Raw genomic sequence first — 18,363 nt, 5'->3', positions numbered from 1 at the left:
TCACTCGTCCAGACATGATGCATGACCTGGAAAACAATCCGCCTTGAACTGGCCCGAACCGCTGACCATCCCAATGGCTCGTCAGCCCATGCTTATGTCTTTCGCGTTCCCTTGAACGATGACGGCTTCATTGAACCGGAGACGCTGAAAAAAGCTGAAAAACGGCCGGTGGTAAGGCGGTTCTGGCCCGGGGAGGCCGATCAGAGCGGGGTGGTTATTGCTTCGCCGAAGGGATGGGTCTTCTCCTACAAAGTAGGCGACGAAGATGATGAAGCCATTTTCCGGCTCAAGGATCACCCGCTTAAAGTTGGCGAATATCTGACGATCACGGAAACCGATGGCAGCGAACTGCCGTTTCGCGTCATCAGCTGTCACGAGTAGATCGAAAATCCGACCCTAGGGGGAAGTAATATGCTGACGAAATGGAAACTAGCCGGATTCGCATCCCTCGCAGCAATGGCGCTGACCTTTACAACCAGTCCTGCCGCAGCGGAATGTGTGATCGGATCGGCACCACTATTTGATCCGTTCGCGCCCTATAAAGAGCCAGGGTCGATCATTCACAAAGACAGCGGGTTCATATTCCCGGCAACCGTTGCGGGATTTCGCCGCGAGTGTGAAATGACGACCGATTTCTCCGGCAATAATTTCGAAATTGGATATCTGCGCGATTTTGAAGATCATGAGATCGCAATAAAAATCGTGATCATCCATCTCGAAGAACTGAATGCCGAAGATCATTACAAGATCGTAAAACCCGATCTGTTGTCGCAATATTCAAGCGCTGCAGTCGTTTCGGAAGGGGATTATTTCGTCTCCGGACGACCCGATATTGCGGCCTATCAAGGGATTTTTGACGGCGACAAGGGCGGGGTGCCCTGGCACTTCAGCGTTACCGCGATGGATTATGGCTATTGGGATGCGCGTTTGACGGCTTCCTATCCCCTGGAAGTCGATACCGCTGCTCAAGAAGCGATCATGGAATTGATCACCGCCTTCCAGTGGCAAACGCCCGCTAGTGAAAAGACGGAAGCAGCGGCACCGTGAAACGTATTGCGGTAATAGATGGCCATCCAGACCCAAGTCCCAGTCGCTTTGGTCATGCCATCGTCTCGGCATATGCTGACGCAGCCCGCGCTGCAGGGCATGACGTGCGGGTAATCCGCTTGTCCGATCATGATATTCCGATCCTGCAAAGCCGCAAGCAATGGCTTGAAGAAGATGTGCCCGACGCCGTTAGGCCGGGGCAGGATGCAATTGGATGGGCGCAACATATCGTCTTCTATTACCCGCTCTGGATGGGAGACATGCCCGCTTTGCTCAAGGCATTTATCGAACATGCTTTTTGTCCCAATTTTGCTCTCGACTATGGTGATGAGGACAGCAAGCAAATGCCAAAGAAATTGCTGCGCGGTCGCTCGGCGCGCCTCATTGTCAGCATGGGCATGCCAGCGTTTTTCTACCGCGCCTATTTCGCGTCCCACAGTGTTCGCAGTTTTCGCAGAAATATCTTGGAGCTTGCCGGTATCGATCCGGTGTCCACGTCATTGATCGGCAATGTGGATAGCAGCGAAAAACATCGCCTGCGCTGGCTGGATAAAATAGCCGCCCATGGCGCCGCCGGGGACTGATCGAGACCTTCTGGATATCCGTATAAACCCGTATATTGAGCGGTTATTTCTCCAGCTATTCCTAAGCCATCGCCTTTCCCCGAACGGGGAGAGGATTACAGGAGAAAATTCATGAAATCAGTGCTGCTATATATTGCCGACGATGCGGGCCTTGAGGCTCGGCTCCAAGCGGCGCTTGACCTGACCCGTTCGGTGGGTGGACATCTTCATTGTCTGCGCGCCAATCCCTATAATCCCCAAATGGCTTTTGATGGCGTCACCGGCATGTCGGTGATGTATGATATCAGCAAATTGGCACGGGAACAGGACGAAAAGCTGCGTGCGGAGATCGAAAAACGGCTGGCTGGTGAAGGTGTCTCCTGGGATTATCGAGAAGAAAATGTAGATCCCTCGCGCGGTCTGTCCAAAAATTCGGCCTTGGTCGACATCATCGTCTTGAGCTCTGCCAGCGGTGAGAAGGATGCGGCGCTGCCGCTCGGAATATTGGGAGATGTGCTGTTCAATGCGACGGCTCCGGTCGTGGTTCAGCCTGACAATGTGAAGAAATTTGATGCTTGCGGACCGGCACTGGTCGCCTGGAACGGCAGCCTGGAGGCGGGCAATGCGCTACGAGCTGCCGTGCCGTTGCTGAAAATGTCTAGCGATGTCCATATATTGACGGTCGAGGAGGACAAGGATCACGACTTGCCGCAGCTCTCTGCTTCGGAATATCTCGCCTATCACGGCATCAAGTCCGAAATTCATAGTCCCCCGGCTGGCGAGGGTCCGGTGGAAGCCACGCTTCTGGCGGAAGCGAAAAATGTGAAGGCGGAATATATCGTCATGGGTGCTTACGGGCATAGCCGGGCAAGAGAGTTTCTGTTCGGCGGCGTAACGCGCAACCTGTTCAAAAACTGCCATATTCCACTTGTCGTTTCACATTGAACGATGAAGCCTCGCGCCAAAGACGGTCTCGATTTCCTTTTGGCAATACCCGTATTTTGTGTAGGGTACGTACAATCGCTCTTTGCGATGGGGCAGCCGAAGGGTATAATTAATAAGTGCGTAAAACCAGCGCTTTTGACACGAATCGGACATTCGGTCTGGAATCCGTTCTGTCCAACCTGCCTAATTGTGTCATGATAGTCGATCGCGATCTGCAGGCGATCAACTGCAGTATTGCAGGGCTGAATATCATGGGTGTAGCCAGCATCGCGGAACTGCCCCACGGTGCGCCGGGAACCTGCGTCGCGCCATCCCACCAGCCAATTTTCCAGAAATCAATGGCGCTCGCATTTGATGTCAGCATCAACAGGAATATCGAGCCGTTCGAATTGCAGCTGGAATTTCCGGACGGCCGTTCGATGCTTACGCTTTGCAATCTGGCACCTCTGGCCAATTCCGAAGGTCATGTTGATGCCGTTCTGATTTCCTTTCAAGATATAACAGCGCATAAAAATACCGAGAAAAAACTCGATCAGGCAGATTCAATATTGAAATCGATTCTGACGACGATTCCCGACGCGATGATCGTGATTGATGAAGCCGGACTGATCAGTTCTTTCAGCACCACGGCCGAAAAAATGTTCGGCTATGAGCAAGAAGAAATCATTGGAGAAAATGTGAAAATCCTCATGCCGGAGCCCTATCGGGCGGCCCATGATGGATATATCGAACGCTATATACGGACCAATGAAAAGCGGATCATCGGCATCGGTCGAACCGTTGTCGGCAGCAGAAAAGACGGAACGACGTTTCCGCTGCAACTGGAAGTCGGCGAAGCAAAAATCGGCAATGAGCGCTATTTTACCGGTTTCATCATAGATCTCACCGAAAAAACGCAGACGGAAGCGGAACTGCAGTCCCTGCAAGCGGATCTGGCCCATGCCTCTCGGCTGAGCGCGGTCGGTACATTAGCCTCTTCGCTTGCCCATGAAATCAACCAGCCGCTGACCGCGATCGCCAACTATCTTTCAGCGGCGCGGGACATGATGGATGGTGATCTGGCGGAGAACCGGGAGTTTTTTCGGGAAGCTTTGGCGGAAAGCGTCTCCGAGAGCCTGCGGGCGGGTATCATTGTCCGGCGTCTGCGGGAATTTGTATCGCGCGGCGAGATCAACCGCAGGGTTTTGTCTATCGCTCAGGTGGTGGAAGACGCGACTGTCCTCGGTACGATCGGTGCCCAGGAAAAAGGCGTGGAATTCTCGATCGATATCGCGCCTGATACCAATCACGTCTTTGTCGATCGCGTGCAAATCCAGCAGGTGATGGTCAATCTGATGCGCAATGCGATCGAGGCGATGGCCGATAGCGCTGAGAAAAAGCTGCATATCGGTGTGAGGTCGATAGATGACGAGCGGGTGGAGATCTCGGTCTCGGATACCGGTTCCGGCATCGATCAGGAACTGGGCGACAGGCTTTTCGATCCATTTGCCAGTACCAAAGGGGATGGCATGGGATTGGGCCTTTCGATATGCCGGACAATCATAGAAGCACATGGCGGGACTATCCGCGTGGAACCCAATCCGGGCGGGGGAACCATATTTCGGCTAACTTTGGAAAAGGCGGAACAGGAGCAAGATGTTGACGAATGAGCGGCTGGTCTATGTGGTTGACGATGATGATAGCGTGCGGCGGTCGGCCGCATTCATGCTGCGACACGCAGGATTTTCAGTTCAGCCGGTAGAGTCCGGCGTTGCATTTTTGAAGCTGGCAAAAGGCGCCGACCGGGGATGCGTTTTGCTGGACGTCCGGATGCCGGAAATGGACGGCCTGCAGGTGCAGCAGCAAATGATCAAGGATGGTATTGATATGCCAGTCGTGATCCTGACCGGGCACGGCGATATAGAAATCGCGGTTCAGGCGATGCGGGCCGGGGCGGTCAACTTCCTCGAAAAACCATATGAGAAGGAAGCCCTGATCGCGGCCATGGAAGAGGCATTCGTGCGACTGGCGGATAGCAGCTTGAAGGAAATGGCTGCTTCCGAAGCGAAGGTCAGACTGGCCTGTCTGACCGGAAGAGAGCAGGACGTACTCGACGGGTTGCTGGCCGGATTTCCCAACAAGACCATCGCTTATGATCTCGGTATTTCACCGCGCACGGTGGAGATATATCGCGCCAATATGATGGAAAAATTGCGGGTGCGCAGTCTGGCCGAGGCTTTGCGCATCGGTTTTGCTGCGGAAGGTGCCAATGACCATGACGGGCAGGAAAAATAGCAGAATCCGGAAATTCAGCTTTTCGTGCCTTTCTTGCGGGACAGGCAGGCGTGGCACGGTTTGGCGCAATCATTCCTGCCATTGTCCTGATCAACAGGAATGGAGATATTTCGCACCTCGCCATCGGCAGAGCACAGACTGATTGTCATCATTTCCGATTTCGCTGAAAGCGGCATCGCGGCAAGCGGCAGCGCAATTCCGGCGATCGCAAACCGGCTGAACGGGGACTTCCTGATCCGGCATATCATGATGGCTCGTCCTGCTCGTCGATCAACACCCGCTGGGCCGCGCCATCGAGATCCTCGAACTGGTCGTTTCGCATGGCCCAGAAAAAGAACACCAGGCCGCAAAGCCCCATCAGCAGGGCGACGGGTATCAGGATTGCCAGGCCGCTCAATTGGCTGCTCCGTTGAGGCGCAGGGCATTGCCGACAACGATCAGCGATGAGAGTGACATGGCGATTGCGGCGATCAGCGGCGTTACCATGCCGGTAAGAGCGAGCGGCACGGCGAAAATATTATAGCCGATGGCGAGGGCGAAATTCTGGTGGACGATCTGCATGGTGCGGCGTGCAACTTTCACGGAAAGCGCAACCGGCAGCAGGGATTCGCTGGTAAAGACGGCATCGGCAGCCTGCTGGCCGACATCGCTGGCCGATCCCGGCGCAATCGAGACATGGGCCGCGGCAAGGGCAGGGCCGTCGTTCAGACCATCGCCCACCATCAGCACCTTGTGACCGCTGTCGGTCAGCCGGGTGATGGCTTCGACCTTGTCCTGCGGCGAGGCACCAGCCTGGGCAGGAATATCCAGAGCGCCTGATACAAGCGACACGGAGCGAATATTGTCACCGGATATGATCGAGGCAGGAAGTCCGAAGGCCTGCAATCTTGCAATGGCCTCTGGCGCGTCCGGCCGGATTTCGTCCTGCAGTTGCAGCACGACATTCTCGCTCCCGACGGTCAACTGGCTGGACAGATGGTCCTCGGACTTTTCGGGCTTGCCGAGCATCACTTTTACACCATTCCAGTGTGCAGTCATGCCTTTGCCGGGCACTTCCTGAATATCGTCCAACGCGGCGGGTTCAATATCAAGCGCCAGCAAGCCGGAGCGGATACCCTTGCTGATCGGATGGCGGCTGGCCTGTGCGAGCGCCAGTGTGACCTGTTTCTGGGTAAGGCTGAGGTCATCGAGATTGACCGGTGTCGGCCGACCAAGGGTGAGCGTCCCGGTCTTGTCGAACAGCGCGTAATCGACCTCCGCCAGTCGCTCCAGTGCGCTGCCGTCCTTGACCATCACACCCTTGCGCAGCAATGCGCCCGAGGCCACGACCTGCGCGGCCGGTACCGCGAGCCCGAGCGCACAGGGACAGGTAATGATAAGCACTGCGACCGCGATCAGCAGCGACTGGTGCCAGCCGGCACCGGCAAACATCCAGTAGGCAAAGGCGAGCAGGGCGAGGCTATGGACCGCCGGTGCATAATAGCGGGCCGCGCGATCGGCGACGCGCACGTAGAAGGAGCGTCGCTGTCCGGCTTCGTCCATCAACCGGGCGATGTCCGAAACGCTGGTGTCTTCGCCAATGGCCGTGACTCGCACAATGACCGGTGATGACAGGTTCAGCGTTCCGGCCAGAACCATATCGCCTTTGCCCTTTGGCTGCGGTTCGCTTTCGCCGGTCATCAGCGAGCAGTCGAAGCTGCTCGAACCCGTTTCAATCATTCCGTCGGCCGCGAGATTGCCACCGGCCGCAACCATCATCCGCATGTCCGGTTGCAGTTCTTTGGCGGCGACCCAGCGGGTGTTGCCGTCATTTTCCACTATCATCGCACCCGGCGCGGTCTGTTTCAGTAGCGCACCAATGCCTTCCCGCGCGCGATCCCGCATCATACCGTCCAGCACCCGGCCGGCGAGCAGGAAGAACAGCAGCATTACCGCGCCGTCAAAATAGGCATGGGCACCGCCTGTAGCGGTTTCATAGATGCTGAGGCCGGTTGCCAGCAAGATGCCGATCGAGATAGGCACATCCATATTGGTCCGACCGTAGCGCAGGGCCATGGCGGCAGATGCAAAAAACGGGCGACCCGAATAAGCGATTACCGGAATGGCGATCAAAGCGGAGAGCCAGTGGAACAAATCCCGGGTGACTCCGGCTGCACCGGACCAGACGCTGACCGACAGCAGCATGATATTCATCATCCCGAAGCCGGCGACGGCCAGCGCGCGGATCAGCTTGTCGGTGCTGCCTTTTTCTTCGGCCAAAGGATTGTCGGCGAGAATCTGCGCTTCGAAGCCGAGCGTCTCGATCTTGCGCCTGAGCTGGTCGTCATCCAGTTCCGGCAGATGGGTTATCGCCACCTGCTTGGTCGAGAAATTGACCCGCGAGGAAATTATGCCGGGCACGCCGCTCAGGCCGTTCTCGATTTTCGAGATGCAACCGGCGCAACGGATTGCCGGCACGGCAAAGCGGGAGACGATCGATTGCGACTGACCGTTGCTGATAGGCGCGATCGCGTTCACCAGATATCCCGAACCACGCGCATATTCTTGTCATCCTGGGTGATGATGATCTTCAGTTTCCAGCGGCCCTCGGGCAGGGACTGCACGCTGTGATATTCGCCTGTACCGGTCTGGGCGAAGCTGACCTCGAACGGATCGGACTGACCAATCGGATGTTCTGCAACAGCAGTCATCGTCGCTTTTTGCAGGGCGGTGCCGTCTTCGGCGGTGATGGTTATGGCGGCCTTGCCCGCTTTCCGGAAGGCAGGCGACACGGTCCAGCGATATTCCTTCTGATTGCGGGCCTGTTCCAGCCATTCATTATATTTCTGGCTCGCCACATAGCTGTTGTCGACGACCGTGCCGCTGAATGTCGACAGAGCAAATTGCGCCATCACCAGATTGACAACCACGACCACCCCGAAAAAGGCAACGATCATCGCCGCGGCATGATAGCCGGTGAATTTCTTCACTGCAGGAGTTTTCTCGCTCATTCGCCTGTCTCCGGTCTTTCGAAAAATACCTCGTCAATATCGCTCGCTTCCGCGTCATCCGCAGCGATCACTGTCAGGGCGAAGTCCTCCCGGACCCGTCCGTCACCCGGAGCGGCGACATAAAGCCGCAGTCTCGCTACGCTGTCGGCCGGAACCGTGGTGACCAGCGTCTGGCCCGCAGCTTCCCGTGATCCGGCGTTGGACCACATCACGGCGCCCTTGAGTTCAGTCATGCCGATGATCATGTCGCGCGGTCGGTTCTCCATATTGCGCAGATTGATCGTGTAGCTGTTGCGGACATGGCCGTCGGCGAGCTGGACATAAACCGGGTTGCGGTCATGATTTGCGCTGATATCGATGCGCGTCCGGTTGCCGACCGCGAACAGCATCGCCAGTCCGATTGCGCCCCAGATCGAGAAATAAAGGATCGTGCGGGGACGGAACAATGTTTTCAGCACCGGATTATGAGGTTTGCCGGCCTTTTCCAGTTCGGCGTCTTCCAGCGTGGCATAGTCGATCAGTCCGCGCGGACGCCCGACCTGATCCATAACCTTGTCGCAGGCGTCGATGCACAGGGCGCAGGTGATGCAGCCGATTTGCGGTCCTTCGCGGATATCGATGCCGGTTGGACACACCGCTACACACTGGTTGCAGTCGATGCAGTCGCCGAAGGCACCCGGCTGGGCCTCCGCCTTTTTCACGCTGCCGCGCGGCTCGCCGCGCCAGTCCTTGTAGGTGACGGTCAGCGATTTTTCGTCCATCATCGCGGTCTGGATGCGCGGCCAGGGACACATGTAGATGCACACCTGTTCGCGCATGAAGCCGCCGAAGATGAAGGTGGTCAGCGTCAGCACGCCCACCGTGGCATAAGCGACAAACGGGGCCTGACCGCTCCAGAAATCCACCACAAGCGTGGGCGCATCGGCGAAATACATGATCCACGCACCACCGGTCCAGAAGGCGATGAACAGCCACACCGACCATTTCAACAACCGTTTGCCGATCTTCTTCGGTCCCCAGGGCGCGTCCTGCAGGCGGAACTGGGCATTGCGGTCACCGTCGATGGCGCGTTCGACATGTTGGAACAGGTCGGTCCAGACAGTCTGCGGGCAGGAATAGCCGCACCATGCCCGGCCCACAGCAGAGGTGACGAGAAAAAGCCCGATACCGGCCATGACCAGCATGCCCGCGACATAATAAAATTCATGCGGCCAGATTTCGATGCCGAACATGTAGAAACGCCGGTTGGCGAGATCGACGAGCACCGCCTGATTGGGGGCATAGGGCCCGCGATCCCAGCGGATCCATGGCGTGACATAATAGATGGCGAGGGTGATCGCCATGATCACCCATTTCAGCCGCCGGAACGTGCCGTCAACCGCCTTCGGAAAAACATTCTTGCGCGATTCATAAAGTTTCAGCTCGGGATCGAGAATTTCCTTAGGATTGCTCATCGTTCCCGCTTTCGCCCGGCGTGCCAGCCGTTTCATCCAGCGCTGGCAGTTTTTCGCCGCCGCCAAGCGAATGGACATAGGCCGTCAGCATCCGGATGGTCGCGCTGTCGAGCCGCTGTCCCCAGCGCGGCATCACGCCGTAACGGCTGTTGGTGATCGTGTCGGTCAGCGAAGCGCGGTCGAGCCCATAGAGGCTGATCGCATCGGTGAGATTGGGCGCGCCCTGAGTGCGGTCGCCGGTGCCATCGGCGCCGTGACAGACTGCACAATTGGTTTCAAACAAGGCCGCTCCGCGTGTGGCTGCAGCGCTCTGCTTCTCCCGGCCCGCGAGGACGCGGACATGAGAAACCAGATCCTGGATTTCATTCGACTGCAATATGCCGTCCTTGCCGAAGGCCGGCATTTGCGAGAAGCGGGTCTGGTCGTGGTCCGGATTACGGATGCCGTGGATCAGCGTATATTCGATCGTTTCGAGATCGCCGCCCCAAAGCCAGTCATCATCGTTGAGATTGGGATAGCCCTTCGATCCAGCAGCACCGGAGCCGTGGCACTGAACACAGTGAACCTTGAAGGCAGACCGGCCGCCTTCGACCGCCTGCTGCATCAGTTCGGGACTGCCGTGCAGCTTGCGAATATCGGTCGATACCAGCGCCTGCCGGATTGGCTCCAGCTCAGTTTCGCGCGCAGACACCGATTGTGCGTAGTCGCCCCGGCTGCTCCAGCCGAGCAGGCCTTCGCTCGCGGAGTTCAGCATCGGTATGGCGGGATAGAGAATGACATAGCCAATTGCCCAGACGATTGTCGCATATAGCGTCAGCAGCCACCAGCGCGGCATCGGCGTGTCGAGTTCCTCGATACCGTCCCATTCATGGCCGACGGTTTCGGTACCGGTCGGTTGATCAACGCGTTTCTTCTCAGACATCATTCTTGTCCTCGTCAAAAATCATATGGGCGGCCTGTTCGTGCCGGCGTCCGGCACCGGGGCGAAAGGTCCAGCCGATCAGGGTCAGAAAGACCAGAGCCATGAACAATAGGCCCCAGCTGTCGGCAAAGTGGCGCAGCGCTTCATAGTTCATCGGGGCAGCTCCTGTGCTTCACCTGCCTCGAAATCGACCAATGTGCCGATCATCTGTAAATAGGCGACCAGGGCGTCCATTTCGGTGAGACTGTCCGGATTGCCGTCAAAGTCGCGGACCTGCACCTTGGGATAGCGTTTCTCGAGCTCGGTCGTGCTGGCCATCGGATCGACCTGGGTCAGCAGATCCTCATTGGCCTTTTCGATCGCTTCCTCGCTATAGGGAACGCCAACCCGCTTCAGGGCGCGCAGATGGCCGCTCATGTCGCCCGCGTTCAATTTCTTTTCGGCAAGAAAGGCATAAGGCGGCATGATCGATTCCGGCACGACGGCGCGCGGGTCGGTCAGATGCTGAACATGCCATTCATCCGAATAGCGGCCTCCGACTCTAGCCAGATCCGGCCCGGTGCGCTTGGAACCCCATTGAAACGGATGGTCATACATCGATTCCGCCGCCAGCGAATAATGGCCATAGCGCTCCACCTCGTCGCGGAACGGCCGGATCATCTGGCTGTGGCAGGAATAGCAGCCCTCACGGACATAGATATTGCGGCCAGCCAGTTCGAGCGGGGTATAGGGCCGCACTCCGTCGACTTCCTCCACTGTATTGTCGATCCAGAAAAGCGGTGCGATCTCGACGATCCCGCCGATTGCCACCGTGACCAGAGAGAGTACCGCCAGCAGCGTGATGCTGCGCTCGATCTTCTTGTGCTTTTGCGTGAGTGTGGTCATGTTCCTGTCTCCCTCACTCTGCCGGGGCCGCGACCAGCGGCTTGTCGGCGGATTGGTCATAGGGTGTTTCGGTCATCGATTTCTCATCCCGGACCTTGCCGGCAATGGTCATCCAGACATTGTAGATCATCACGGCTGCGCCAGCGAGATAGAGCAGGCCACCGGCTGCGCGGATCAGATACATCGGGAACATCGCCGAGACGACTTCGCTGAAGGCGTAGACGAGATAGCCGTCGTCACCATATTCGCGCCACATCAGGCCCTGCATGATACCGGCGACCCACATCGAGGCGACGTAGAGAACGATACCGATGGTCGCGAGCCAGAAGTGCCAGTTCACCATCCGCAGGCTGTACAATCTCGGATGACCCCAGAGACGCGGCACCATGAAGTATAGCGCGGCGAAGGTGATCATGCCGTTCCAGCCGAGCGCACCGCTGTGCACATGGCCGATGGTCCAGTCGGTATAATGCGACAGGCTGTTGACCGATTTGATCGACATCATTGGGCCTTCGAACGTGCTCATGCCGTAAAAGGCGAGTGCGAGCACCATCATCCGGATGATCGGATCGGTGCGGATCTTGTCCCAGGCGCCGTTCAGCGTCATCAGGCCGTTGATCATGCCGCCCCAGCTTGGCATCCACAGGACGATCGAGAAGACCATGCCCAGCGTCTGCGCCCAGTCGGGCAGCGCGGTATAGTGAAGATGGTGCGGACCGGCCCAGATATAGAGGAAGATCAGCGACCAGAAGTGGATGATCGACAGGCGATAGCTGTAGACCGGTCGCTCGGCCTGTTTCGGCACGAAATAATACATCATGCCAAGGAAGCCGGCGGTCAGGAAAAAGCCGACCGCATTATGGCCGTACCACCATTGGGTCAGCGCATCCTGAACCCCGGCAAAGGCGCTGTAGCTTTTTGCGCCGAGCAGGCTGACCGGCATCGCCAGGCCATTGACCAGATGCAGCATCGCCACGGTCAGGATGAATGCCAGGAAGAACCAGTTGGCGACATAGATATGCGGTTCCGAGCGCTTGACGATCGTGCCGATGAACACGGCTGCATAGCTGACCCAGACAATGGTGAGCCAGATATCGACATACCATTCGGGCTCGGCATATTCCTTCGACTGGGTGACGCCCAAAAGATAGCCGGTAGCGGCCAGCACGATGAACAGCTGATAGCCCCAGAAGACAAAACGGGCGAGGCGGGGGAAGGCCAGCCTCGCCCTGCAAGTGCGCTGGACGATATAGAAACTCGTCGCAATCAGCGCATTGCCTCCGAAAGCGAAAATGACGGCAGAAGTGTGCAGCGGGCGGAGTCGCCCGAAAGTGGTATATTCCAGCCCCAGATTGAGCACCGGAAAGGCGAGCTGCAGAGCGATGAACAAGCCAACAGCGAAGCCCGCCATGCCCCAGAACAGGGTCGCGATCACGCCCCAGCGGATCGGATCGTCGTCATATTTGCCGGGATCTGCGGGCGCTCTCAATATGCCGCGCCCGATGGCGGCATAATCAGCCTTGCTGACCGTCACCCAGAGCGCGATCAGGCAGGCGATCATGATGATTGCCATATGCACGGCAAATCCTCCATCCGCAGCCAATACCATCGCAACGAATGCCAAAAACACGAGCAGCAACCACCCGCCGGCCTTCACCAGTAAATTGTCCATAACGTCCTTCCCCGTTCTATAGGAAAGCCGCTAGCAGTCTGCCGGTTGGGGCTATATCAGTAGAGTTACGTAGTTGGGCAATAAACTGGCGGGCAGGCGTTCAGTCGACCGCGATTTTGGCCCATACCGGCAAATGGTCGGATGCCTTGCGCGCCGACGGGCTATCGTGGACGCCCGCCTCGAATGAGCGGATGCCGTCCGAGTGCATGATCCGGTCGAGCGTCGCAATCGGGCCGCGGGAATGAAAGCTCCGACCGCAATGGATCATCTCGAAAGCCTTGCCGAAATCCTTCAGACAGCCGCCGGCCGCGCTCCACTCGTTGAGATCGCCCATCAGCAGCACCGGCGCGTCTTTTTGCTTTTCCTGTGCAAGCTTGATGATGGCTGCGGCCTGCCGTCTGCGCCACAGGCCGGACAGATCGAGATGCATACCGAAAACTGCCAGCTGTTGTCCTGCCAGTTCGAAATGGGCCATGATCGCGCCGCGCGGTTCGAGGCAGGGGATATGCATGATATCATGCGCGATCACCGTCGCAGATTTGCGGGCCAATATCGCATTGCCATGCCAGCCCATTGAATCGATCTGTACATCCAGCGGAATCGCGCGATAGTCGCTGTGCATTTCCAGCAGTTTTTCAGGGATGGCGGCGGCTCGCGCACCAAAGCGGCGATCCGCCTCCTGCAGCGCGATGATATCGGCGTCGATTTCGTTCAGCACATCGATGATCCGGCCCGGATTGCGCCGTCGATCCGTACCGATGCCCTTGTGAATATTATAGCTTGCGACCTTCAACATAACGCGTTTGCCGCTGGTTCAGAAGGGGTTGATGGTAAAGCCCTGCTGTTGCAGCAAGGCATGGGCGGTCATTGCGGAGAGAGACATATTAATGCCCGGCAGCAGGTCGGCATTGTCGATGCCATGGGCCGCCGCGCTTTGGCCACAGAGATAGAATATCACGCCATGTTCCTGCAATTGCGCGATGGCTGCTGCGCTGGCATTTTGTGCGCCATCCTTGTGCGCCGCGAAAAATTCCTGACTGGTGAGATCGAGCGAGGCACCGCCATGGACGACGATGGCAAGACGGATATTCTCTTCCGGAACGCCAGCGGCAACGTGCATGTTGATGAAGCGGGCAGCGCTTTCGATGGTGCGATTGATCTTGCCCGATTCAGCGGGCGTGGCGACGTCGAAGGCAATGTTGAACATAGCATCTTTCGCCACCGGTTCGCTTTGCTCAACTGGTGCCGTCGGGCCAAAAGATTCGAAGACCGGTCCAGGTTTGAAATTTTCCATCTGCGCCGACGCGGTTTGTGCGAGCGCCAACAAGGGGAGCATCAGGGCGAGACGGATTATTTTCATTTTTGATCCTGTTCGTTTGCTGTTTGAGGCAATCTTGTCGCCATTTTAGTAGCCAATCGCCTGACCGTCCTTACGCATTTCGGTCGCGCCGGTGTACACGCCAGTCTTCGCATCGCGCGTGATCGCCTGATAGCCGCCAAACATTGCACCATTGCTCACGACTTTAACCTCGTGGCCCATCGCCTTGAGCCGTTCGATCGTTTCCGCCGATATACCCGGTTCGACATGGAGTATACCCAGAAGATCAGCGCCGGTTCCCGCCAGATCATCGGTCGGCTGGCGGCCACCATCATGGTTCAGGCGTGCCGCGTCGCCGGCTTCCTGCAGGTTCATGCCATAGTCCACCATGTTGATCATCACCTGGACATGGCCCTGCGGCTGCATACCGCCGCCCATCAGGCCAAAGGACATGAACGGCTTGCCGTCCTTCTTCATGAAGGCCGGAATGATCGTCTGGAACGGGCGCTTGCCGGGCGCATAGGCATTGGGATGCTTGGCATCGAGCGAGTATAATTCGCCGCGATCCTGAAACATGAAGCCGAGCCCGTCTGCAACCAGCCCGCTACCCATGCCGCGATAATTGGACTGGATCAGCGAGACCATCATGCCATCCTTGTCGGCGACGGTGAGATAGGTCGTGTCGCCTTCGCCTTCCAGCTTGGGCTCGCCGGGGCCGAAGCCGGACGTGGCTTTTGCCGGGTCGATCAGGTCGAAACGCTCTTTGCCATAATCATCCGACAACAGCCATTCCAGCGGGGCAGGGGATGCCTCCGGATCAGCGTAAAAGCGCGCGACATCTTCAAAGGCCAGTCGTTTGGCCTCGGTGATATAGTGCAGCACTTCAGCGCTGCCCCGCGGCCATCGGGCCAGATCAACATTTTTCAGGATATTCGCCATTTGCAGCGCCGCAAAACCTTGTGAGTTTGGCGGCAGTTCGCATAGTTCATAGCCCTTGCGATAGTCAACGCAGCCCGGTTCTACCCATAAGCTGCTGTGCGCGGCAAAATCCTCGTAGCGCAGATTGCCGCCAATCCGCTTGAAATAGGCGTCGATGGTTTTCGCAATGTCGCCCTTGTAAAAGGCATCGCGGCCACCGGTAGCAATCTTGCCGAGTGTATTGGCGAGATCGGGGTTCTTGAAAATCTCTCCCGCCCTGGGCGCGCCATTCTTGAAATAGGTATTCCGCGCATTGTCGAAATCACCGATCATATCGAGGCTTTGCTCGAACCGCTTGAGATTGCTGTCGAGATAATAGCCGATTACCGGAGCTACCGGATGGCCTTCGTTGGCGTAGGATATTGTGGGCGCAAGAATGTCGGCCATGCTCAGCTTGCCGAACTTTCCGTGCATTTCGAACCATGCGTCGACTGTCCCGGGTACGGTGATCGGCATCGGGCCAAAGGGCGGAATCGTCTTGCTGCCCTTGAGCTGCTTGATGAACTGCTGGTAGCTGGTCCCCATCGGGCTTTTGCCCGATCCGTTCAGGCCGTATAATTTCTGCGTCTTCGGATCCCAGATAATCGCGAACAGATCGCCGCCAATGCCGTTGCCGGTCGGCTCCATCAGGCCCAGGGCCGCGTTCGCCGCTATCGCGGCATCCACGGCGGTGCCGCCTTTTTTCAATATGTCGATGGCGATCTGGCTGGCCAGCGGATGGGCTGTCGCCGCCATGCCATGCTGTGCATGAACCGGACTGCGCGACCAGGCTTCGCCAACCGGCCGTCCGCCACCACCGATATCAAGTGCCGGCTTTTCCGGAGCCGCTGTTTCCTGCGCGGCAGCAGGGCTGATTGTGAAAGCGGCGAGAGCAATAGTGGAAAGAAGCAGGTTGCGCATAATATCATCCGTCTTGAAGGGGCATGTGCCTCGCGCGATGCGAGGCCAATGAGCCACTCTAACCAGTCTGCTTGCCGCATCAAGTAGGAACGATGGCCAGTGTCTATATTTGAGTGGCCGCCCAGCCGAGGCCATTCAAATGTATAAGCAGTCAGTCAGCTAACGCCTCAATATTGGATGCTTGTTAGAGCTAAAAATTTGTCATTGATTTCAAGATTGCCTCGGATGGATGTGAATTTGCGAATATACTAGCAAGGTTGAGTAATTCTTCACAGCAGGGATAAAATGAGTAAGAACTTATTCTTCCCTCCTTCGCTTTGGTTTCTGCCCATATTTGAGCAATAGATTTTATGTATTGCTTTGGTAATGGGTATTTTTATTACAGAATATCATTCATTAGCGTGTCATTTCGATTAGAAATGGGCAAATGAAAATAACTATTAATATCGTTTTCCATCATATATTTATGGACGTTCGGGTTTTTAATTTTCCCCATAGAAATCACCACTTATCCCTTGATTGACAATACATATGAGTTGTTTTTATATATTGAGTTCCAGTTCTGAAAAATTTGGTCGATGACCGGCATAGGAGTTTAGCTGTGGCTTTATCGCCAAATTTATATGGAGATATTAGGGCTCTTATCTCACTCTTAGTTGAGGCGAGAAAATTCGCCCGTTCGATCGGCGTCACGAGTGCGAGTTACCGTTTGGTCCCTGCTTACCGTTCTCAACTAGACGAAGCTGCCCAGCTCTTCCATTTTGGATTCTCCGACACATGGGCGTCGTTATATGATGACGATTACGACGTCCGAAAGCACGACCCGATTGCCGACTATGTCACACGCACGGGTAAGTCGATGACGTGGAAACAGGCGATTGAAGAGCAAGATCTTACTCCGGAGCAGTCTGCGTTTGTCCAATTAATGGAGGAACATGGCCTGATTCACGGCTGGGCGGCGCCGTTTTATGGCCCGCAGGGCCGCGAAGCCTATGTTACCTATTCATTTGGTCGCGAAATAATCGCCAGCGATGCCGATTCGCTTCGGCAACTAACCGATAAAACGGAGATTTTTCACAATAAGATGGTCCGGCTGGCTGAGCGCGGCGAAAGCAGCATTCCCAGCCTTTCAAATCGAGAAAATGAGGTCCTTTTGTGGATTGCTCGCGGCAAATCCAATTCTGATATAGCGACAATTCTGGATATTTCGGGCAGCTCTGTTGATACATATGTGCGTCGTATTTTCGAGAAGTTAAGCGTGAACCACAGGATTGCTGCAATTCTAAAAGGGCTTCATCTTGGACTTGTGCGGCTCTGACAAAATCCATTCTTGCCATCGTTCGAAAGGTAACATGACTCCCACGCTTTCAACTTAGGGAAGATAGCGCTTGGGCCTGAAAGAAGCCTATCTGATTCCGGGCAAGTTGCGGCCGTCAAGGCCCGTCAATACCGATGCTCTCTTTCAAGGTGACCTGGACCGGCGAGATGTATTGGAGCGGTGGTTAGCGACAGCGGCGCGAAAACAACGCCTGGATTTTATTCCGGGCGGATCAATCCAGCTTCGCGCATCAGCGCCTCCAGCTTGATCCCGCCAAAACCATAGGCCTTTTTATAGGCTTCATATTGCTCGAGATATTTAGGCGACGGCTTGTTCTTCTTGATGGCTGTGATCAGCGTGTTCTTTTGCGTGTGCTCGGTAGAGACGAAATCGATGACATCGACCTGGTAGCCCTGCGACCGGAGCAGCATCACGCGGCTGTTGTCGGTGATCAGGTCGGCCTGTTTTTGCAGGAACAGGCCGTGCGAGATGAATTTCCGGTTTGCGGTCTCGCTCTTCTGCAGGTCGACCAGAACCTCGTGCTGGCAACAGGGCGCGCAGACGATCAGTTTGGATTTCGACCTTATGCCATAGAATAAGGCATCATCCGTCGCCGTGTCGCAGGCGTGCAGGGCGATGATCGCATCATAATAGCCCTGAACGAAATCCTCGGCCTTCATGTTGTGAAACGCCAGATTTTCAAAGCCGGACGTTTGCGCTGCTTCATTGCACAGGTCGACCATTTCCGTGCGTGTATCAACACCGTCAATCTTCGGGTTGAGTCCCGCCTTGGCCAGTTGATCATACATCGCAAAGGTCAGATAGCCCTTGCCCGATCCGATATCCAGAACCTTGACCCGTTTCTGTTTTACCGCCTGAGTCCGCTCGATCCGCTCGATGAAAATTTCGACAAAACGGCAGATTTGCCGATATTTCGCATATTTATTGGGTTTGATCTCTCCGGCGTCGTTGGAAACGCCGAGCGCCTTCAGAAAAGGGCTGTCGCTTTTGACGAGATAATTCTTGTCGCGATTATGGGGCTTTGTGTCGGTCATCGGCTAGGCCATAAATATATCTGCCGGAATTGATAGTTTTTT

General features: G+C 56.3%; 20 protein-coding genes. 7 read left to right on the top strand and 13 right to left on the bottom strand.

Annotated features, from left to right (window positions below; genetic code table 11):
- Nucleotides 1–21: 21 nt before the first annotated feature.
- The 6 genes from AZE99_RS10025 (at nt 22) to AZE99_RS10000 (ending at nt 4,829) form a co-directional block, all read left to right on the top strand.
- Complete coding sequence (locus AZE99_RS10025) at nt 22–381, top strand: hypothetical protein (RefSeq protein ID WP_067200494.1); 360 nt, start codon at nt 22–24, stop codon at nt 379–381.
- Nucleotides 382–411: 30 nt separating this feature from the next.
- The gene (locus tag AZE99_RS10020) at nt 412–1,047 is read left to right on the top strand and encodes a hypothetical protein (protein WP_067200491.1); all 636 of its coding nucleotides are present in this window, start codon (nt 412–414) and stop codon (nt 1,045–1,047) included.
- Nucleotides 1,044–1,631 carry an NAD(P)H-dependent oxidoreductase gene (locus tag AZE99_RS10015; RefSeq protein WP_067200488.1) on the top strand — a complete coding sequence of 196 codons (588 nt, stop codon included), beginning with the start codon at nt 1,044–1,046 and terminating at the stop codon, nt 1,629–1,631. The genes AZE99_RS10020 and AZE99_RS10015 overlap by 4 nt, the downstream gene beginning before the upstream one ends.
- Before the next feature lie 111 nt (nt 1,632–1,742).
- Entirely contained in the window at nt 1,743–2,555 is an 813-nt protein-coding gene (locus tag AZE99_RS10010; RefSeq protein ID WP_067200485.1) for a universal stress protein, read from the top strand.
- A gap of 116 nt (nt 2,556–2,671) precedes the next feature.
- Nucleotides 2,672–4,204: a sensor histidine kinase gene (locus AZE99_RS10005; RefSeq protein ID WP_067200482.1), complete on the top strand. Its 1,533-nt coding sequence runs from the start codon at nt 2,672–2,674 to the stop codon at nt 4,202–4,204.
- Nucleotides 4,194–4,829 carry a response regulator transcription factor gene (locus tag AZE99_RS10000; RefSeq protein WP_067203533.1) on the top strand — a complete coding sequence of 212 codons (636 nt, stop codon included), beginning with the start codon at nt 4,194–4,196 and terminating at the stop codon, nt 4,827–4,829. Before AZE99_RS10005 ends, AZE99_RS10000 begins: the two co-directional genes overlap by 11 nt.
- Nucleotides 4,830–4,843: 14 nt before the next feature.
- On the opposite strand, the gene AZE99_RS09995 is transcribed toward AZE99_RS10000, so the two are convergent.
- The 12 genes from AZE99_RS09995 to ggt form a co-directional block, all read right to left on the bottom strand.
- Complete coding sequence (locus tag AZE99_RS09995; RefSeq protein ID WP_067200479.1) at nt 4,844–5,077, bottom strand: hypothetical protein; 234 nt, start codon at nt 5,075–5,077, stop codon at nt 4,844–4,846.
- Nucleotides 5,074–5,226, bottom strand: a complete 153-nt coding sequence (ccoS, locus tag AZE99_RS09990; protein ID WP_067200476.1) for a cbb3-type cytochrome oxidase assembly protein CcoS — start codon at nt 5,224–5,226, stop codon at nt 5,074–5,076. The genes AZE99_RS09995 and ccoS overlap by 4 nt, the downstream gene beginning before the upstream one ends.
- The gene (locus AZE99_RS09985; RefSeq protein WP_067200474.1) at nt 5,223–7,346 is read right to left on the bottom strand and encodes a heavy metal translocating P-type ATPase; all 2,124 of its coding nucleotides are present in this window, start codon (nt 7,344–7,346) and stop codon (nt 5,223–5,225) included. The genes ccoS and AZE99_RS09985 overlap by 4 nt, the downstream gene beginning before the upstream one ends.
- The gene (locus tag AZE99_RS09980; protein WP_067200471.1) at nt 7,343–7,819 is read right to left on the bottom strand and encodes a FixH family protein; all 477 of its coding nucleotides are present in this window, start codon (nt 7,817–7,819) and stop codon (nt 7,343–7,345) included. Before AZE99_RS09980 ends, AZE99_RS09985 begins: the two co-directional genes overlap by 4 nt.
- The gene (gene ccoG, locus AZE99_RS09975; protein ID WP_067200468.1) at nt 7,816–9,273 is read right to left on the bottom strand and encodes a cytochrome c oxidase accessory protein CcoG; all 1,458 of its coding nucleotides are present in this window, start codon (nt 9,271–9,273) and stop codon (nt 7,816–7,818) included. Before ccoG ends, AZE99_RS09980 begins: the two co-directional genes overlap by 4 nt.
- The gene (ccoP, locus tag AZE99_RS09970) at nt 9,260–10,195 is read right to left on the bottom strand and encodes a cytochrome-c oxidase, cbb3-type subunit III (protein ID WP_067200465.1); all 936 of its coding nucleotides are present in this window, start codon (nt 10,193–10,195) and stop codon (nt 9,260–9,262) included. The genes ccoG and ccoP overlap by 14 nt, the downstream gene beginning before the upstream one ends.
- The gene (locus AZE99_RS09965) at nt 10,188–10,349 is read right to left on the bottom strand and encodes a cbb3-type cytochrome c oxidase subunit 3 (protein WP_067200463.1); all 162 of its coding nucleotides are present in this window, start codon (nt 10,347–10,349) and stop codon (nt 10,188–10,190) included. Before AZE99_RS09965 ends, ccoP begins: the two co-directional genes overlap by 8 nt.
- Nucleotides 10,346–11,080 carry a cytochrome-c oxidase, cbb3-type subunit II gene (gene ccoO, locus AZE99_RS09960; RefSeq protein ID WP_067200460.1) on the bottom strand — a complete coding sequence of 245 codons (735 nt, stop codon included), beginning with the start codon at nt 11,078–11,080 and terminating at the stop codon, nt 10,346–10,348. The genes AZE99_RS09965 and ccoO overlap by 4 nt, the downstream gene beginning before the upstream one ends.
- 13 nt (nt 11,081–11,093) lie before the next feature.
- Nucleotides 11,094–12,752 carry a cytochrome-c oxidase, cbb3-type subunit I gene (ccoN, locus tag AZE99_RS09955; protein WP_067200457.1) on the bottom strand — a complete coding sequence of 553 codons (1,659 nt, stop codon included), beginning with the start codon at nt 12,750–12,752 and terminating at the stop codon, nt 11,094–11,096.
- Nucleotides 12,753–12,852: 100 nt separating this feature from the next.
- Nucleotides 12,853–13,548: an endonuclease/exonuclease/phosphatase family protein gene (locus AZE99_RS09950; protein WP_067200454.1), complete on the bottom strand. Its 696-nt coding sequence runs from the start codon at nt 13,546–13,548 to the stop codon at nt 12,853–12,855.
- An 18-nt stretch (nt 13,549–13,566) separates the two neighbouring features.
- The gene (locus AZE99_RS09945) at nt 13,567–14,112 is read right to left on the bottom strand and encodes a DsrE family protein (RefSeq protein WP_067200451.1); all 546 of its coding nucleotides are present in this window, start codon (nt 14,110–14,112) and stop codon (nt 13,567–13,569) included.
- Nucleotides 14,113–14,157: 45 nt separating this feature from the next.
- The gene (gene ggt, locus AZE99_RS09940) at nt 14,158–15,948 is read right to left on the bottom strand and encodes a gamma-glutamyltransferase (RefSeq protein ID WP_067200449.1); all 1,791 of its coding nucleotides are present in this window, start codon (nt 15,946–15,948) and stop codon (nt 14,158–14,160) included.
- A gap of 601 nt (nt 15,949–16,549) precedes the next feature.
- Between ggt and AZE99_RS15930 the strand changes: the two genes are divergently transcribed.
- On the top strand, nt 16,550–17,266 hold the full coding sequence (locus AZE99_RS15930) for a helix-turn-helix transcriptional regulator (RefSeq protein ID WP_156472200.1): 717 nt from the start codon (nt 16,550–16,552) through the stop codon (nt 17,264–17,266).
- 218 nt (nt 17,267–17,484) lie between these two features.
- Here the strand turns inward: AZE99_RS15930 and AZE99_RS09930 are convergent, their stop codons facing one another.
- Entirely contained in the window at nt 17,485–18,321 is an 837-nt protein-coding gene (locus tag AZE99_RS09930; protein ID WP_067200444.1) for a class I SAM-dependent methyltransferase, read from the bottom strand.
- Between the last annotated feature and the right edge of the window lie 42 nt (nt 18,322–18,363).

The sequence above is a fragment of the Sphingorhabdus sp. M41 genome, assembly GCF_001586275.1.
Taxonomy (GTDB): Bacteria; Pseudomonadota; Alphaproteobacteria; order Sphingomonadales; family Sphingomonadaceae; genus Parasphingorhabdus.
The sequence above is the reverse complement of the archived record's forward strand: the minus strand, read 5'-3'. Positions and strand labels throughout refer to the sequence as shown.